This window comes from Paraburkholderia tropica (assembly GCF_014171495.1).
Taxonomy (GTDB): domain Bacteria; phylum Pseudomonadota; class Gammaproteobacteria; order Burkholderiales; family Burkholderiaceae; genus Paraburkholderia; species Paraburkholderia tropica.
Genome location: NZ_CP049136.1, coordinates 229,586 through 245,503, shown reverse-complemented (window position 1 = coordinate 245,503; position 15,918 = coordinate 229,586). Strand labels below are relative to the sequence as shown.

General features: G+C 60.1%; 12 protein-coding genes. 4 read left to right on the top strand and 8 right to left on the bottom strand.

Features of this window, described 5'->3' with window-relative positions; translation table 11 throughout:
• Positions 1-39: 39 nt before the first annotated feature.
• From cydB to G5S35_RS24610, 4 genes are all read right to left on the bottom strand, one after another.
• Positions 40-1,047 carry a cytochrome d ubiquinol oxidase subunit II gene (cydB, locus tag G5S35_RS24625; protein ID WP_065059723.1) on the bottom strand — a complete coding sequence of 336 codons (1,008 nt, stop codon included), beginning with the start codon at positions 1,045-1,047 and terminating at the stop codon, positions 40-42.
• Positions 1,048-1,051: 4 nt separating this feature from the next.
• Positions 1,052-2,440, bottom strand: coding sequence for a cytochrome ubiquinol oxidase subunit I (locus tag G5S35_RS24620; protein ID WP_065059722.1), 1,389 nt, complete (start codon positions 2,438-2,440; stop codon positions 1,052-1,054).
• A gap of 88 nt (positions 2,441-2,528) precedes the next feature.
• Positions 2,529-4,808 (bottom strand): FdhF/YdeP family oxidoreductase, encoded by a 2,280-nt coding sequence (locus G5S35_RS24615; RefSeq protein WP_065059721.1) that lies wholly within the window; start codon positions 4,806-4,808, stop codon positions 2,529-2,531.
• A gap of 400 nt (positions 4,809-5,208) precedes the next feature.
• Positions 5,209-7,536: an FdhF/YdeP family oxidoreductase gene (locus G5S35_RS24610; RefSeq protein ID WP_074985306.1), complete on the bottom strand. Its 2,328-nt coding sequence runs from the start codon at positions 7,534-7,536 to the stop codon at positions 5,209-5,211.
• A gap of 202 nt (positions 7,537-7,738) precedes the next feature.
• On the opposite strand from G5S35_RS24610, the gene G5S35_RS24605 reads away from it, so the two are divergent.
• The gene (locus G5S35_RS24605; RefSeq protein WP_065059719.1) at positions 7,739-9,163 is read left to right on the top strand and encodes an aminotransferase-like domain-containing protein; all 1,425 of its coding nucleotides are present in this window, start codon (positions 7,739-7,741) and stop codon (positions 9,161-9,163) included.
• 14 nt (positions 9,164-9,177) lie between these two features.
• Here the strand turns inward: G5S35_RS24605 and G5S35_RS24600 are convergent, their stop codons facing one another.
• The 3 genes from G5S35_RS24600 to G5S35_RS24590 form a co-directional block, all read right to left on the bottom strand.
• Positions 9,178-10,206, bottom strand: a complete 1,029-nt coding sequence (locus tag G5S35_RS24600; protein WP_231957531.1) for a sensor domain-containing diguanylate cyclase — start codon at positions 10,204-10,206, stop codon at positions 9,178-9,180.
• 136 nt (positions 10,207-10,342) lie between these two features.
• Entirely contained in the window at positions 10,343-10,612 is a 270-nt protein-coding gene (locus tag G5S35_RS24595) for a hypothetical protein (protein WP_183039817.1), read from the bottom strand.
• 55 nt (positions 10,613-10,667) lie between these two features.
• Positions 10,668-11,585 carry a LysR family transcriptional regulator gene (locus G5S35_RS24590; RefSeq protein WP_183040009.1) on the bottom strand — a complete coding sequence of 306 codons (918 nt, stop codon included), beginning with the start codon at positions 11,583-11,585 and terminating at the stop codon, positions 10,668-10,670.
• A 442-nt stretch (positions 11,586-12,027) separates the two neighbouring features.
• Here G5S35_RS24590 and G5S35_RS24585 point away from each other — a divergent pair, with 442 nt between their 5' ends.
• A complete protein-coding gene (locus G5S35_RS24585) occupies positions 12,028-12,402 on the top strand; it encodes a TraR/DksA family transcriptional regulator (RefSeq protein WP_176081073.1) in 375 nt (124 codons plus the stop codon).
• Between the two features lie 93 nt (positions 12,403-12,495).
• Here G5S35_RS24585 and G5S35_RS24580 read toward each other — a convergent pair whose 3' ends face one another.
• On the bottom strand, positions 12,496-12,756 hold the full coding sequence (locus tag G5S35_RS24580) for a hypothetical protein (RefSeq protein WP_176081074.1): 261 nt from the start codon (positions 12,754-12,756) through the stop codon (positions 12,496-12,498).
• Positions 12,757-12,922: 166 nt separating this feature from the next.
• On the opposite strand from G5S35_RS24580, the gene G5S35_RS24575 reads away from it, so the two are divergent.
• Both G5S35_RS24575 and G5S35_RS24570 read left to right on the top strand, forming a co-directional pair.
• Positions 12,923-13,711: a COG4705 family protein gene (locus G5S35_RS24575; protein ID WP_065059715.1), complete on the top strand. Its 789-nt coding sequence runs from the start codon at positions 12,923-12,925 to the stop codon at positions 13,709-13,711.
• A gap of 377 nt (positions 13,712-14,088) precedes the next feature.
• The gene (locus G5S35_RS24570; RefSeq protein ID WP_183039816.1) at positions 14,089-15,918 is read left to right on the top strand and encodes a S10 family serine carboxypeptidase-like protein; all 1,830 of its coding nucleotides are present in this window, start codon (positions 14,089-14,091) and stop codon (positions 15,916-15,918) included.

Genomic DNA, 15,918 nt, shown 5'->3' with positions numbered 1-15,918 from the left:
ACTCGCAGTTCTCGCGGGCGCGGCGCGGCGTCATGCCGGTCAGTGATAACCTGGGTCGCCTTCGCGCACCTTGCCCCGGAACACGCGGTATTGCATCGCGTTGTAGACGAGAATGACCGGCAAGACGATCACCGTGCCGACGAGCGCGAATAGCTGGCTCGAACGTGTCGACGAGGCCTCCCAGATCGTGAGCGAAGGCGGGATGATATACGGCCAGATGCTGATAATGAGCCCCGTGTAGCCCAGAAAGCAGATTGCCAGCGACAGCACGAAAGGCGTGGTTTCGTGGCGCGCACGCAGCGCATGGAAAATGCCCCACACGCTGGCGACCACGAGAATCGGCACCGGCAGAAACCAGCCGAGATTGCCGCTGAGAAACCAGCGATGTCTCACCGAAGGCAAACCCAGCACGGTCCACAGGCTGACGATGGCAATCGCCAGCAGCAGCACCGCCACGAGCGGGCGCATGACTTCACGCATCTTGCGCTGAAGGTCGCCGTCCGTTTTCATGATGAGCCAGCCGCAGCCGAGCGTGGCGTAGGTGAGCAACACGCCGAAGCCGCAGAACACGCTGAACGGCGAGAACCAGTCGAAAGGATCGCCCGCGAATTTATCGTCGACGATCTTGATGCCTTGCAGCAGCGAACCGAGCGTCACGCCCTGGCACATGGCCGCGAGCGCCGAACCGCCAATGAACGCGAGGTCCCATGCGTGTTGCGTGCGCGTGGCTTTTGCGCGCAATTCGAAAGCCGCGCCACGGAATATCAGGCCTACCACCATCAGGATCAGCGGCATGTAATTGGCGGGCAGCAAAGTGGAATACACCACGGGAAACGCGCCGTATAAACCGGCGCCGCCGAGCACGAGAAACGTTTCGTTGCCGTCCCAGACCGGCGCGACGGTATTGAGCATCACCTCGCGTTCGCCCTTGCCTTCGAAAAACGGAAAGAGCAGGCCGATGCCGAGATCGAAACCGTCGAGCATCACGTAGATAAACACGCCGAGCCCGATAATGGCGGCCCAGATTACAGGAAGGTCGATTTGCATGGCCTTACTCTCCCACCACGGCGTCTAGCGCGCGATTATGCAAGCCCGGATATTTCAGCGACTCGTTCGTTTCCACGCCGGTCGCCGGTCCTTTTTTCATCATCTTGAGCATGTAATACACGCCCGTGCCAAACACGAGGAAATAGACGATCACGAAGATCAGCAGCGACACGCCCGCCTGTTGTGCGCCAATAGGCGAAACCGAATCGATGGTGCGGACCACGCCATAAACGGTCCACGGCTGGCGGCCGACTTCGGTGGTGATCCAGCCTGCGAGCAGCGCGAGAATGCCTGAGGGGCCCATGCAGAACACCAGCCGCTGAAACGCGCGCGATTCGTACAGCCGGCCGCGCGGTCGCAGCAGCAGGCCCAGCACTGCAGTCAGCAGCATCAACATGCCTAGCCCGGCCATGATACGGAACGTCCAGAAAATGATCGGCGAATACGGCCGGTCTTGGGGCGGAAATTCCTTGAGACCGCGAATTTCGCCATTCCAGCTATGCGTGAGAATCAGGCTGCCTAAATGCGGCACCTGGATTGCGTAGCGCGTGACTTCGGCGTCCATATCGGGCAGACCGACGAGATTGAGCGCCGTGCCGCCGTGCTCGGTTTCCCAAAGCCCTTCGATGGCCGCGATTTTCGCGGGCTGATATTCGCGCGTATTGAGCCCGTGCGCGTCGCCGACGAAAATCTGCACGGGCGCGAGCACGAGCAGCATCCAGAGCGCCATCGAAAAGCTGCGCTTGACCGGCACGTCGCGGCGGCCGCGCAGCAAATGCCATGCGCCGCACGCGGCCACGATAAACGCGGCGACGATAAACGCCGCAATCGTCATATGCGCGAGCCGGAACGGGAAGGACGGATTGAAGATCACTTTCCACCAGTCGACCGGCACGATGCGGCCATTCTGGATGGCATAGCCTTGCGGCGTTTGCATGAAACTATTCGACGCAAGAATCCAGAAAGTGGAAATGAGCGTGCCGACCGCCACCATGAGCGTGGAAAAGAAATGCGCTTTCGGACTCACGCGATTCCAGCCGAACAACATGACGCCGAGAAAACCGGCTTCGAGAAAGAAGGCGGTCAAGACTTCATAGGTCAGCAGCGGTCCGGTAATATTGCCCGCTATGGTGGAGAAGCCGCTCCAGTTCGTGCCGAATTCGTAAGCCATCACGACGCCCGACACCACGCCCATGCCGAACCCCACGGCGAAGATCTTCACCCAGAAGCGGTACATGTCTTTATAGGCGGGGTCGCCGGTGAGCAGCAGACGCCATTCGAGTACGGCCAGGAAACTCGCCATGCCGATGCTGATTGCCGGAAAGACAATATGAAAGGAGACGGTGAACGCGAATTGCAGCCTGGCGAGATGAAAGGCGTCGAAAATATCCATGATTTTTGTAAACTCCCATTGGCGACTGCATGCGCATGCCCAGAGCGGCCGGACGCGGCTGCGCGGCGCCCGGCGGCATTGCACACAACTAATTTCCCGCCGCGCGCACGACGTGTACTGGCACGGATTTATACGAGGGCGTGCCACTTTCCTTGTCGATGTAGTCGAGCGGAACGAGCACATTGGCTTCAGGATAGTACGCAGCGACAGAACCACGCGCGATGCTGTACACAATCGCCGTGATGTTCTTCAGACGAAGCGTGCGTCCCGATGACGTGACGGTTTCGATATCGACCTGATCGCCGTGCTCGATGCCGTAAGCCGCCATATCGTCGGCGTTCATGAAGAGCACGTCGCGGCGGCCAAACACGCCGCGATAGCGGTCGTCCATTGCGTAGATCGTCGTGTTGTACTGGTCGTGGCTGCGTATCGTGATGAGCCGCAACACGTTTTGAGCGCCCAGCACGTCGGCGTCTTCCTTCACGCCGCCATACACCGAGAACACGGCTTTGCCCGAGGGCGTGTGCCATTGCCGTTCGGTGGGCGGCAGCGGCAGACGGAAACCGCCCGGCGCGCGGATGCGCCGATTGAAGTCCTCGAAGCCCGGCACGGTGCGCTCGATGAGATCGCGAATCTTGTCATAATCGGCGATCAGTTCCATCCACGGCACTTTGGTATGGGGCAGCGTGGCGCGCGCCATGCCGGCCACGATGGCGGGCTCGGAGCGCAGCTGGTCGGACGCGGGCGTGAGCTTGCCCGCCGACGCATGCACCATCGACATCGAATCTTCCACCGTGATCGATTGGCGCCCGCTGCTTTGCATGTCGAGCTCCGTGCGGCCGAGGCACGGAAACAGATAGGTTTCCTTCGACACCAGCAAATGCGTGCGATTGAGTTTCGTGCCGATATGCACGCCGAGGTCGAGCGAGGCCATCGCAGGAAACGATTGCTCGGCGTCGGGCAACGCCACCGCGAAATTGCCGCCGAGGCACAGCAGCGCCTTGGCCTTGCCGTCGATCATCGCCTGCATGGCTTGCACCGCGTCGTGACCGTGGCCGGCCGGCGGCGTGAAGCCACAGGCGTCTTCGATCAGTTTGAGAAAGGCTGGCGACGGCTTTTCGGTAATGCCCACCGTGCGATTGCCTTGCACATTCGAATGGCCGCGCAGCGGACATATACCCGCGCCGGGCTTGCCGAAATTGCCGCGCATCAGCAGCAGGTCGGCGATCAGGCGCACGTTGGCCGTGCCCTTGTTGTGCTGCGTGACCCCCATGCCATACGTGACGATGGTGGCATTCGATTTTGCGTAGGCAATCGCCACGTGTTCGAGATCGGCCCGCGCGAGGCCGCTGGCTTTCTCGATGTCGTCCCACGTGGTCGCCTCGAGGTCTGCCGCGAAAGCATCGAAATTGTCGGTATGTTGCGCGATGAACGCATTATCGAGCACGCCGCCTTGCTCCGCTTCCATTTGCAGCAGCGCTTTCATTACGCCTTTGAGCGCGGCGGCGTCGCCGCCCGCATCGACCTGGAAGTACGTCGAGGCGATGCGCGTCGAGCCGAAGGTCGCCATTTCGATCATGCTTTGCGGATCGGCGAAACGTTCGAGCGCGCGTTCGCGCAGCGGATTGAACACGATGATGGGCACGTTGCGGCGCGCGGCCTCGTGCAGCGTACCCATCATGCGTGGATGATTCGTGCCGGGATTATGACCAATGGAAATAATCAGTTCGGTCGAATCGAAATCGTCGAGCGATACCGTGCCTTTGCCGATCCCAATTGATTGCGGCAGGCCAACGCTGGTCGGCTCGTGACACATATTCGAGCAATCGGGAAAATTGTTGGTACCGAATTCACGCGCGAACAATTGATAAAGAAATGCGGCTTCGTTCGATGCGCGTCCCGACGTATAAAACTCCACCTGATCCGGCGAAAGCGAACGCAGAATTTCGCCGATGCGCGCGAAGGCGTCTTCCCAGTCGACGGGGCGGAATGTATCCGTCGCGCGATCGTAGACGAGCGGATGGGTGAGCCGCCCCATGTCTTCGAGTTCGTAATCGGTCTTTTGCAGCAGCGAGCTGACGGTATTGGCCGCGAAGAATTCAGGCGTGACGCGTTTGCTGGTGGCCTCCCAGGTGACCGCTTTCGCGCCGTTTTCGCAGAACTGAAACGTCGATCGGTGCTCCTTGTCGGGCCACGCACAGCCGGGGCAGTCGAAGCCGTCGGGCTGGTTGGTCCGCATCAGCGTGATGGGCGCCTCGATGCTTTCCATCTGGTCGTGAATCGCCTGCGCCGTGGCCTTGAGCGCGCCCCAGCCGCCCGCCGGTCCGGTGTAGGGATGGACGCCTGGCACATCGCGTAGTTTCGTCATAGGAAACTCCATTCGGTGTTTCGCTTACGCGCCGAAGTCGCCGAGCATGACGGCGCCGCAACCGCATCGCGATGAAAGCTCATCCCCGTTATCAGGATTCAGTTTAGGAAATCCCGATATGGAGACAAGAATGAAATACTCCGATTCGCCTTGCTTGACTCGCCGATTCCGTTGCGTTGTGTTTAATTGAATATATCGATTTCCAATGACGAATGTGCGCTTCAAAATGGTGAATTCGACCGAAGCGGCTTGCAAGCAGAGGGAATTGAAGCGTGCCATTCTATTCTAGAGATGAGCATTCAGGGCGTGAACGTGTACTGGCCGATATTAGCTATCGGCGCACGCATTGGGCGCGTTCGTGCATCATGAAAACTGGAAAAGCGATGAACACACATGCGCTTTAGAAAGCGGGCAGTTCCGCGGGCTCGGAGGAAGCGTGCAACAGCACGGGAATCGACTTGGAAGTCGGCGTGTTGCAGACGTCGCCCACGCTCGCGAGTGGCACGAGCGGATTGGTTTCGGGGTAATACGCACCAATACAGCCACGCGGAATATCGTATTCCACGAGGCGGAAATGATCGGCGCGGCGCGCGATGCCGTCCTCCCAGACGGTGCTCATATCGACCCAGTCGCCATTCTTGAAGCCCAGCATCGCGATATCGGCGGGGTTGATGAACACCACGCGGCGCTGGCCAAATACGCCGCGATAACGGTCGTCCAGCGCGTAGACCGTGGTGTTGTACTGGTCGTGCGAACGCGTCGTCATCAGCGTCATCAGGCGGTCGCCGTGCTGCGCCTTCGCGCGCGCGATCGGCGTGTCCTGCTGCACCGCGTGCACGATGAAATTCGCTTTGCCGGTGTCGGTTTTCCAGTCGCGCTCGCGCGAGGCAACGCGCAGATGAAAGCCGCCGGGGTGCTGGATGCGTTCGTTGTACCGGTCGAAACCTTCGATAGTCTGCTCGATCGCGTCGCGCACTTTGGCGTAGTCGTTCGCATAGCCGAGCCAATCCACTTTGCCGTCGCCGAGCGTGGCGTGGGCGATATTCGCCACGATCGCCGTTTCCGACATCAGGTTCGGCGAGGCCGGCTTGTTCATGCCGTAAGAGATATGCACCATGCTCATCGAATCCTCGACCGTCACGCCTTGCGCGACGCCGTTCTGCATGTCGATTTCGGTGCGCCCGAGCGTCGGCAGAATGAGGGCGCGCTCGCCATGCACGAGGTGGCTGCGATTGAGCTTGGTGGTGATGTGAACGGTGAGTCTGCACGAGCGCAGGCCGTCGAAGGTGCGCAGCGTGTCCGGCGTCGCCATCGCGAAGTTGCCGCCAAGGCCGATGAACACCTTGAGGCGGCCTTCGATCATGTGCTCGACCGTTTCCACGACGTCGAGTCCATGCTCGCGCGGCGGCGCGAAATCAAAAACTTTGCCGAGACGATCGAGAAACGCTTGCGAAGGCTTTTCCTCGATGCCGACGGTGCGGTTGCCCTGCACGTTCGAATGGCCGCGCACGGGGCACAAGCCCGCGCCCTCGCGGCCGATATTGCCGCGCATCATCAGCAGATTCGAGAGCAGATGCACGGTTTGCACCGAGTGCTTGTGCTGCGTGATGCCCATGCCCCACGTAGCAATCACACGTTTGCCGTTCGCATAGACGCGAGCAAGGCCTTCGATATCTTCGCGCGCCACGCCCGATTCCGCTTCGAGCAGCGGCCAGCTTTCGTTGCGCAGCTCTTCGGCGAAGGCCGCGAAGCCCAGCGTGTGCTCGCGGATAAAGTCGATATCGAGCACGCGTTCCGTGCCGTTTTCGAGCGCTTCGTCGTCGAGTTCGATCAGCCGCTTGGCCACGCCTTTAATCAGCGCGAAGTCGCCGCCGAGTTTCGGTTGAATGAACATCGACGCAATTTTCGTGCTGCCGAACGTGATCATTTCCAACGGATGCTGCGGGCTCGTGAAGCGTTCGAGACCACGCTCGCGCAGCGGATTCACCGACACGATCGTCGCGCCGCGCCGCGAAGCCTCGCGCAATTCGCCGAGCATGCGCGGGTGATTCGTCGCCGGATTCTGGCCGAAGATCATGATGGTGTCGGCGGCTTCGAAATCGTCGAGCGTGACCGTGCCTTTGCCGATGCCCACCGTCGTCGGCAGGCCGCGGCTGGTCGCTTCGTGACACATATTCGAGCAATCAGGAAAATTGTTGGTGCCGAACATCCGCACGAACAGCTGATAGACGAACGCGGCTTCGTTGCTCGCGCGGCCCGAGGTGTAGAACGCGGCTTCGTCGGGCGAATCGAGCGCGTTCAATTGTTCGGCGATCAGCGCGAAGGCGTCGTGCCATGCGATGGGCTGGTAGCGGTCAGTGATCGCGTCGTAGACCATCGGTTCGGTGAGGCGGCCGTGCTGTTCAAGTTCGTAATCGGTCTGCTTCATCAGCGACTCGACAGTGTGCTTCGCAAAGAAGTCCGGCGTGACGCGTTTGCTCGTGGCTTCGGCGGCCACGGCTTTCACGCCGTTTTCACAGAACTCGAATGTCGAGGCGTGCTCGCGGTCGGGCCATGCGCAGCCGGGACAGTCGAAGCCATCCGGTTGATTCTGTTTGAACAGCGTGCGGTAATTGCCGCCCGATACACGCTCCTTGATCAGATTGATGGCGACATATTTGAGTGCGCCCCAACCCGCGGCGGGGTGGTGATACGCCTCGATTTTTCCCTTTGATTTCGCCTTGTCCATTGCCCTTCGCTCCGTTGACGTTGCGCGGCCCCGGGGTCGATCCGCGAGGCGTCAAGCGCGCTAACTGCATAGCCGAAAGCGTAAAAGGTCAGGGCGATGTGCATGACGCACAAAATCCATTCAGCACTTAGAGTACAGTTGCGCCGCGCCGCCGCATTACACTGCGCGAGGCGCGTTGTGAGCGTCTACCGGGGAGAAGGCAGTGAAACTCTATGAAAAGCTCGCGGACGACATTGAAACGTTGATCCGCAAGGGCGTGTACCGGCCGGGTGATCGCGTGCCGTCGGTGCGCCAGGCGAGCCAGCAGCACCGCATCAGCATTACTACCGTGATTCGCGCGTATCTGCTGCTGGAGAGCCGTGGCGTGCTCGAAAGCCGTCCGCAATCGGGCTATTTCGTGAGCGTGCGCGTGAGCGAAGGCAGTGTGCAATCCGATGAATTGCGTCCGAGCCAGCCGATTGCCGTGTCGGCCACGGTGGACGTGAGCCGCCTCGTGCTCTCGACGCTACGCTCGATCGGCGCCGACGATGCCGTGCCGCTTGGCTCGCCGTATCCCGATCCGTTCTTGTTTCCGTATGAAAAGATCAATCGCTATGCGTCGGCCGTTGGGCGCAGGAAGGCGTTGTGGGGTGTGAACAACGCCTTGCCGCCGGGAAGCCCGGAGTTGCTTCGGCAAATTGCCCGGCGCTATCTCGAGAATGGCATGGCGGTGGACCCCAACGAGATCATCGTGACCGTGGGCGCGACCGAAGCCATGAATTTATGTTTGCAGGCCGTGGCGAAACCGGGCGACGTGATTGCCGTGGAATCGCCCACGTTCTACGCGATGCTGCACGCCATCGAGCGATCGGGCATGAAGGCGATCGAGGTCGCGACGCATCCCGAGTACGGCATGGACGTAGACGCGCTCGCGAAGATTCTCGAAACGGAAAAAGTGGCCGCCTGCATGGTGATGCCGAATTTCCAGAATCCGCTCGGCTTTCTGATGCCTGACGAACGCAAGCGCGAACTCGTCGAACTGCTCGCCAAAGCGGAGATTCCGGTGATCGAAAACGGCGTTTACAACGAGCTGTATTTTGGCGACTCGCATCCCACTACGCTGAAATCGTATGATAAACAAGGCATGGTGCTGCATTGCGGATCGTTTTCGAAAAGCCTCACCGCCGCGTATCGGATTGGCTGGGCGTTGCCGGGACGTTATCGCGATCAGGTCGAGAAACTGAAATTCCTGAATACGCTGACGACCTCGGTCGTTCCGCAACTCGCAATCGCCGAATATCTCGAACGCGACGGCTATGAGCATCATTTGCGGCGCGTTCGCAAGAATTACGCGCAGCAGGCCAATCTGATGAAGGCGATGGTCACGCGTTTCTTTCCGGCCGGCACGCGCATGTCGAGTCCGGCGGGCGGTTATGTGCTGTGGATTGAGCTGCCCGCGAAAGTCGATTCAATGAAGCTTTATCAGCTTGCACTGGCGCAGGGCATTACGATCGGGCCGGGCTATATGTTTTCGGTTTCGAACCATTATCGCAACTTCATTCGCCTCAACTACAGCAGCCCGTGGTCGCCGGAAATCGAACAGGCGATCATCACGGTCGGCAAGCTCGCGGCGTTTTGCGCAAAGTGAGCGCGCCGACCGGCTTAATGGATGACGACCGCATTGCGGCCCGCGTGCTTCGCGCGGTAAAGCGCGAGGTCGGCGGCGGCGAACGCAGCCTGGCTGTTTGCGCCTTCCAGCGCCGAGCGCTGCGTGAGCGCCGCGCCGACGCTCACGGTCACCACGCCCGCCGTGGAGTGCCGGTGCGCAATATCCAGTTGCATGACGCCACGCCGCAATTTTTCGAGGATGGCAGGCACCTCGCCGCGCGGCTGCCCGCTGAGCAGCATGCCGAATTCCTCGCCGCCCATACGACCCGCGATGACCTGATATTCGTCCGCCACGTCTTGCAGAACCGCGGCGACTTTCTGCAGACAGACGTCGCCCGCCGGATGACCGTAGGTGTCGTTGAATTGCTTGAACCAGTCGATATCGACCATGACGGCGGTGAGCCAGTCGCCGGGCTGGGCGTCGTGCCATTTCTGGCGAATGCTCTCCAGCATGAAGCGCCGGTTGAACAGGCGTGTCACGGGGTCGGTGGCGGTCGCGCAGCGTAGCTTCAGATCGTTCTCGATCATCGCGCGCAAATGCTCGAATACGTCGCGATGCGCGTCGGTCAGCAGGCGCGGTTCGGGGTCCATCGCACAGAGCGCGCCCACGCGCTCGCCACCGGGCGCATGCAGCGGAATGGCCGCATAGAAGCGCACGAACGGCGCGTTGCTGACCAGCAGGCATTGCGTGAAGCGCGGGTCGCCGCGCGTGTCTTCCACCACGAACAACTGGTCGGATTCGATCACGTAGTTACTCAACGACTGCTTGCGCGGCACGGGATGCAGCACCACGCCGGCTTCGGCGCGATAGTGCTGATGCTCGGCGTCGAGCAGCAGTACCGCGGTGATCGACGCGCCCGTGACGGTCTTGAGAATGGCAGCGGCGTGACGGAAACACTCGCGCATGACCTGATCGTCGTGCAGGAGCCACTCGATAATCGGCGAGTCGCCGGACTCGCTAGCGCCAGTAAATTCCGCGCCGGTGAGGGCGGCGGCGAGGCGTTCGTCAGGGGAAAAGGCCAATGCGGGTTCCGTGGTGTGCCGTCAAGCACGGGTCAACGGCATTTTCCACGCAAACTTGAGTGCCCGAGTGCGGCGGACGTGTAAAAAATACGTGCCGAACCACGTTGATTCATATGATGAAATGCTGCGCGCGATGCTATTTGTGGATCATCGCCATGACCAGGAAGTGAAACGGCAGGGTCAGCAGGACGGTGGCGCCAAAACCGACGCCCCAGAGAATGGCAATCCACTTCAGATCGTGCAGAAAGCGCTGGCGGCGATTCCGCGACTCACGTTTCATGGCCGACTCCCTTTGAAGGTCTGCAGGGGCATTATGGCATTGCCCTGCGCCGACGATCAATACGCGGTTCAGGGCGATGCACACGAGCGAAACGGAGCGGAAGACGGCAACCTTCAATGCAATCACTATTTGCATTCCTGATTAATTGATCAGGTTGCCGCTTTCCGGGCCGCATGATTTATCAGACTTCCGCTTTCTCGCGGCGCTCGAATGTCTCGGCCATGAAATCCTTCAACGTATCGACGATTTTGCGCACGCGCGCCGGTACGGGCCGTTGTGGACGAATCAGCAGATTGAGCGCGAGCGCCGGCACTTCCCAGGCGGGCAGCACATGCGCGAGACGACCTGCTTCGATGGCGGCGGTGGCCGCCGGTTCCTCCAGCACGCACAAGCCCGCGCCCGCAAGCACCATTTCGTACATCGGCCGCCAATGCGTGGTCTTGATCGTCGTGCGGATCGGCACGCTGTCGACGATGTCGCTGTCGAGCGCGAGCGGCAACTGGTTGGCGTCGAACGTGCCTTTCACGCGAATGAAATTGTGCTCCGCGAGTTGGGCCGGCGATTCGATGGACGTGTGCCGCTCAAGATAGTCGGGCGAGGCCACCAGCAGACGGCGGATCTGACCGAGCGGCCACGCAATATACGCGCCGTCCGCAAGTGGCCCGACGCGAAACGAAATATCCACGCCTTCGGTCACGAGATCGGCGATCTTGTCGTTCAGCACCAGTTCGATATCGAGGCGCGGATACAGATCGCGCACGCGTTTCAATCCTTCCGGCAAGATCGTTTCACCGAGGCAGTGCGGCGCAGCAATGCGGATCGTGCCCTTGACAATGTGCTCGTCGTTGGCCACTTCCGCTAATACCTGCTCCACGGCGCCGAGCACGAATTTGCTGCGTTCGAGAAAGAGGATGCCTTCCGGCGTACATTGAAACGTACGCGCATTGCGCAGCAGCAATTGGCAGCCGAGATACTTCTCCAGCCGTTCGATCCGTTCGCTCACGGCAGGCTGGCCGATGTCCAGATCGCGCGCGGCGCCCGACATGCTGCCGCGTTCGACCACTCTCACGTAGATCCGCATGGCTTCCAGCAGGTTCACGCGCCGCTCCTTGCCGTTTGCGGCGACAAGGCGCGCGTGCGCGCCGGCCATCGGCACCATTGACACCATCGACAGATCGATCCTTTCATTCGTTGCGCTCCTGATTCGGGGCGTCGCGCGACTGGATGCGACGCCATCATGTGTCACAGGTTAAAAGGACACAGTGAGTCGCGGAATGCACAAATCCGGGCGGTTGATGAGAGTACAGTTTGAACGGCGGCTTTTGCAGCTTTGCGTCGAGGCTCAGCGCTTTATATGCCGGGTGCTATGCTCGATCAGCGAATCAAGCGGCGTATGTGCAGTGCGTGTTCATCGATTGAAAGCAATTTGTAGGATGAATTTCGGCTATGGATCAGTCGAATGGATGGCCGCGTAGTGAGCGCGCCGTTCAATCGCGTGACGCACTAAACCACCGCCTTGGTCTTTTCTTCGGAGAATCGACATGACCGGACAGACACTGAGCGCAGCGTTCATCGAAGAGCAACGCAAGCGCTTGCTGGAGATGCAACGCGAGGTGCTGGGCAGCGAGGAAAACACCATTGGCGCGGAACGCGACAGGGAAGAAGCGACTGGTGCGGAGGCCGAGGAATACGAAGACGACGCCCAGAAGATGGAGCAGGATATCGCGAATCAGGCGCTGCGCAATGTGAATCAGCAGCGTATTGCCGATATTCAACGCGCGCTGGAAAAAATTGCCGACGGCACGTATGGCTTTTCCGATGAGAGCGGCGATCCCATTCCCATCGAGCGGCTGAAAGCGCTGCCCGAAGCGGTAGTGACGGTGCAGGAGCAAAGTGTGCGCGACGCCCGGCAGTAAGTGCCGTCGGAAACCGTTCGCACGGATGTTGGGGCTGGCGGGATCGAGACGTCGCGCAAGACCGCGTGGTCTCGAACCGCTCAGGTCAGCGTGTCAGGCGACCGCGCTGACCGGCTCGTCAAACAGTTCGAGCAACTCTTGCATGGTTGCTCGCGGCGCCGCTCGCCAGAGTGCGCCATAGACGATCTCGCTGTATAGCTCGATGCCTTCGGGGGAACGTGCATCGATCTGTCGTGACTCCACCACAAGGTCGAACAGTTTCGTTGCGGTGCGGATGATGCTGCCAGCTTGTGCGTGGGCGATTGTTGTATTCATCCCTGCACGTATCGGCAAATAAATCGAAAACTTGAGCATGCCGGTGTTTCGGCCTATTCGAAACAGCGACCTTTCTTCGTGTCAAGATAATCGTCTCGCACCGACGACTGCAATGATGACTCTGCCTTGCCGTAAGGTTCTCTTAAGTCGGGCCCCTATAGCTTAGAGCGTTTCCATGGACGTTGCGTCCGCCTGGAGGCTCCTCTTGACTACCACCACCGAGAAACCGCTGCTGGAAGCGGCAAGCAAGGTTCCGGCTCTCACGCTGGGCTTCTGGATCATCAAGATCGCTGCAACCACGCTGGGCGAGACGGGCGGCGACTGGGTCACCATGTCGTTGAATCTCGGTTATCTCGTGGGCACGCTGATTTTTCTCGCGGCATTCGTCGTGCTCGTTTCCGCACAGGTACGCGCGTATCAATTCAGCGCTGCGCTTTACTGGGCCACGATTGTGGCGACCACGACGCTGGGCACGACGCTCGCCGACTTCTGCGATCGCTCGCTCGGCATCGGCTATCCGGGCGGCGTGGCGATTATCGTGGCGCTGCTCGTCTTGAGTCTCGCGATCTGGTATCGCAGCGAAGGCACCGTGTCGATCGAGAGCGTGAATACGCCCCGCGTCGAATGGTTTTACTGGACCACGATTCTCTTTTCGCAAACGCTCGGCACCGCGCTCGGCGACTGGGTTGCGGGCGACGATCGCGGTGGCCTCGGTCTCGGCTTCGAAGTCGGCGCGGCCATCTTCGGCGCGGCGCTGGTCGTCGTGGGATTGTTGTGGCTGTGGCGTGGCGTGTCGCGCACCGCGTTGTTCTGGGCCGCATTCGTGCTGACGCGCCCGCTTGGCGCGACGCTCGGTGATCTGCTCGACAAACCGGTGGCGCAAGGCGGCCTGCATTTTAGCCGGCTGTACGCTTCCGTCATTTTGCTGGTCTTTATCGTGCTTTGCGTGGCCTTCATTCCGCAGCGTGCCGCAAACCGTTCTCCCTCTGCGTAATTCTTTCCTCCTCGCGGTCCGCTTTTCGCTGTTCGATCCCATCGTTACCGCCATGCGCATTCACGGCGCATGGCGCGAATCTACGCCTTGACAAAGCCCCCTGGTGCCTTCTATTTTTCCCTTGCCATCCTCATTACAAAATATTTCATCCGGGGAAGATTTCCACAGGCAATGACCTTGCCCGTGCTATGCATTGCAGATGCATAGTATTCCTGATGATATTCAATTCAATTAATTGAATGAATAGCGTCAGGGATGGAAAGACGAATGTCAGCCGCCGCGCACCGCTCGCTTCCATGCGAATATGAGGCGCCTCTCACACGCCTGCCGGGCGCAAGCGGCTTTCGCGTAGCGCATTGATATTCGAAGGGGCAATAATGAAATCAGACGGCAGCTCCGGCTTGCTTCACTCCCGTATTTTTGCCATGCGCAGTGCGAGCGCGTTATGTATCGCCGCGCTGATGCTCGCGGGATGCGGCGGCGATAGTGGTTCGGGTGCATCCGCAACGGCCTTTAAACAGGTGTCGGCGAATGCGCAGGATGCAAGCCAATCTTCCGCGGCCAACCGGCCTTATTCCGATCCCGTTGCGTATTCGCTCAACGCGGGCGACGGCCTCGCGCCGACGCAAGTCGCGGAACGGTCCGCGGTCATGCATTACCAGTGGACCTCGGGCAGCACCACGATCAACTACACCACGACAACCGGCCACTTAACGGCGCGAGATGCAAAAGGCAATGCTGAAGCGAGCATGTCTTACGTGGCGTACACCGCGCCGAGCACCAACGGTTCGCCGCGCCCCGTGACCTTCGTGTATAACGGCGGCCCGGGTTCGTCGTCGATCTGGCTGCGGCTCGGTTCGTTCGCGCCCACGCGCGTGGCCACGCCCGATCCGCTCATGACGAACTGGCCGAATTATCCGCTCGTCGATAATACGGAAAGCCTGATCGACACCACGGACATGGTCTTTATCGATCCGCCGGGAACGGGTTTGTCGGAAGCGATTCTGCCGAATACGAACCAGAAGTTCTGGGGCTGCGATCCGGACGTGAACGTCATGCGCGATTTCATTCAGCGCTATCTGGCGGTGAACAATCGCAGCGCGTCGCCCATTTATCTTTATGGCGAATCGTACGGTACGCCGCGGACGGACATGCTCGCGCTTGCGCTGGAGGCGTCGGGCGTGAAATTGACGGGCATCGTGCTGCAATCGGCAATTCTCAACTATTACGCCGATGCCATCGAAGCCACGGCGATCGAGAATTCCACCGCGGGTTTGGCGCTCGACACCGATACGCTCGCGGGCTATTACCCCGGCTACGCGGAAGTGGCGGCGTATTTCAATCTGGCTTCACCACGTCTGATCGATCAGGGACTGTTCGCGCAGCAATCGGAAATTTTCGCAACCGGCCAGTACAACCATTTCAAGAAGTACGCGCAAACCTGGGTGTTGAGTCAGTTGGGCATTCCCGATGCACTGGGCACACCGGTCTTGCCGCCCACGCGCACACTGGAGTCGTGGCAGTGGCCGTCGAGTCTGACGTTGCAGGGCTTGCAGGGTTACTTCAATACGAACCCCTTTAACAACGCGATGATTCCCGGCACCACGATCGGCCGTTACGACGGACGTGTTTCGCTGCCGAATTCCGATCCGCGTCTGCAGGCCGATAGCGACCCGTCGGATATTCTGATTTCGCAGCCGTTCACCACCGCGCTCGCGACGCAGATGCCCGATTATCTCGGCTACACCGCGCCGAACGCGACCTATATGCCGCTGAACGACGCGATCATTCAGGTCTGGGATTTTTCGCACGACGGCGAGACCTTGCCGGACACCTTGCCCGATCTGGTCGGCGCGATCAAACTGAATCCGAACTTGAAGGTGCTCTCGGAGAACGGCTATCACGATCTCGCGACGCCGTTCTTCAATACGGAAAAGCAGCTCGCGCGATTGCAGACGGTGGCGGGTTTGAGCCCGAATTTGCAGGTGAATTTTTTCCCCGGCGGCCACATGATTTATCTCGACGACGTTGCGCGGCCGAAAATGAAAGCCGATCTGGTCAATTACTACGCGGGGCAGCCGATTCCTTTGGCGCTCTCGCTCTGGACGTTGCCCGCGCCGTGGTCGGATGAAAGTTCAGGCAGTACCCCGACTACCACGGCCACAACGACGGCTACCGAAACGGCGCAAACCGCTACGTTGCAGTAA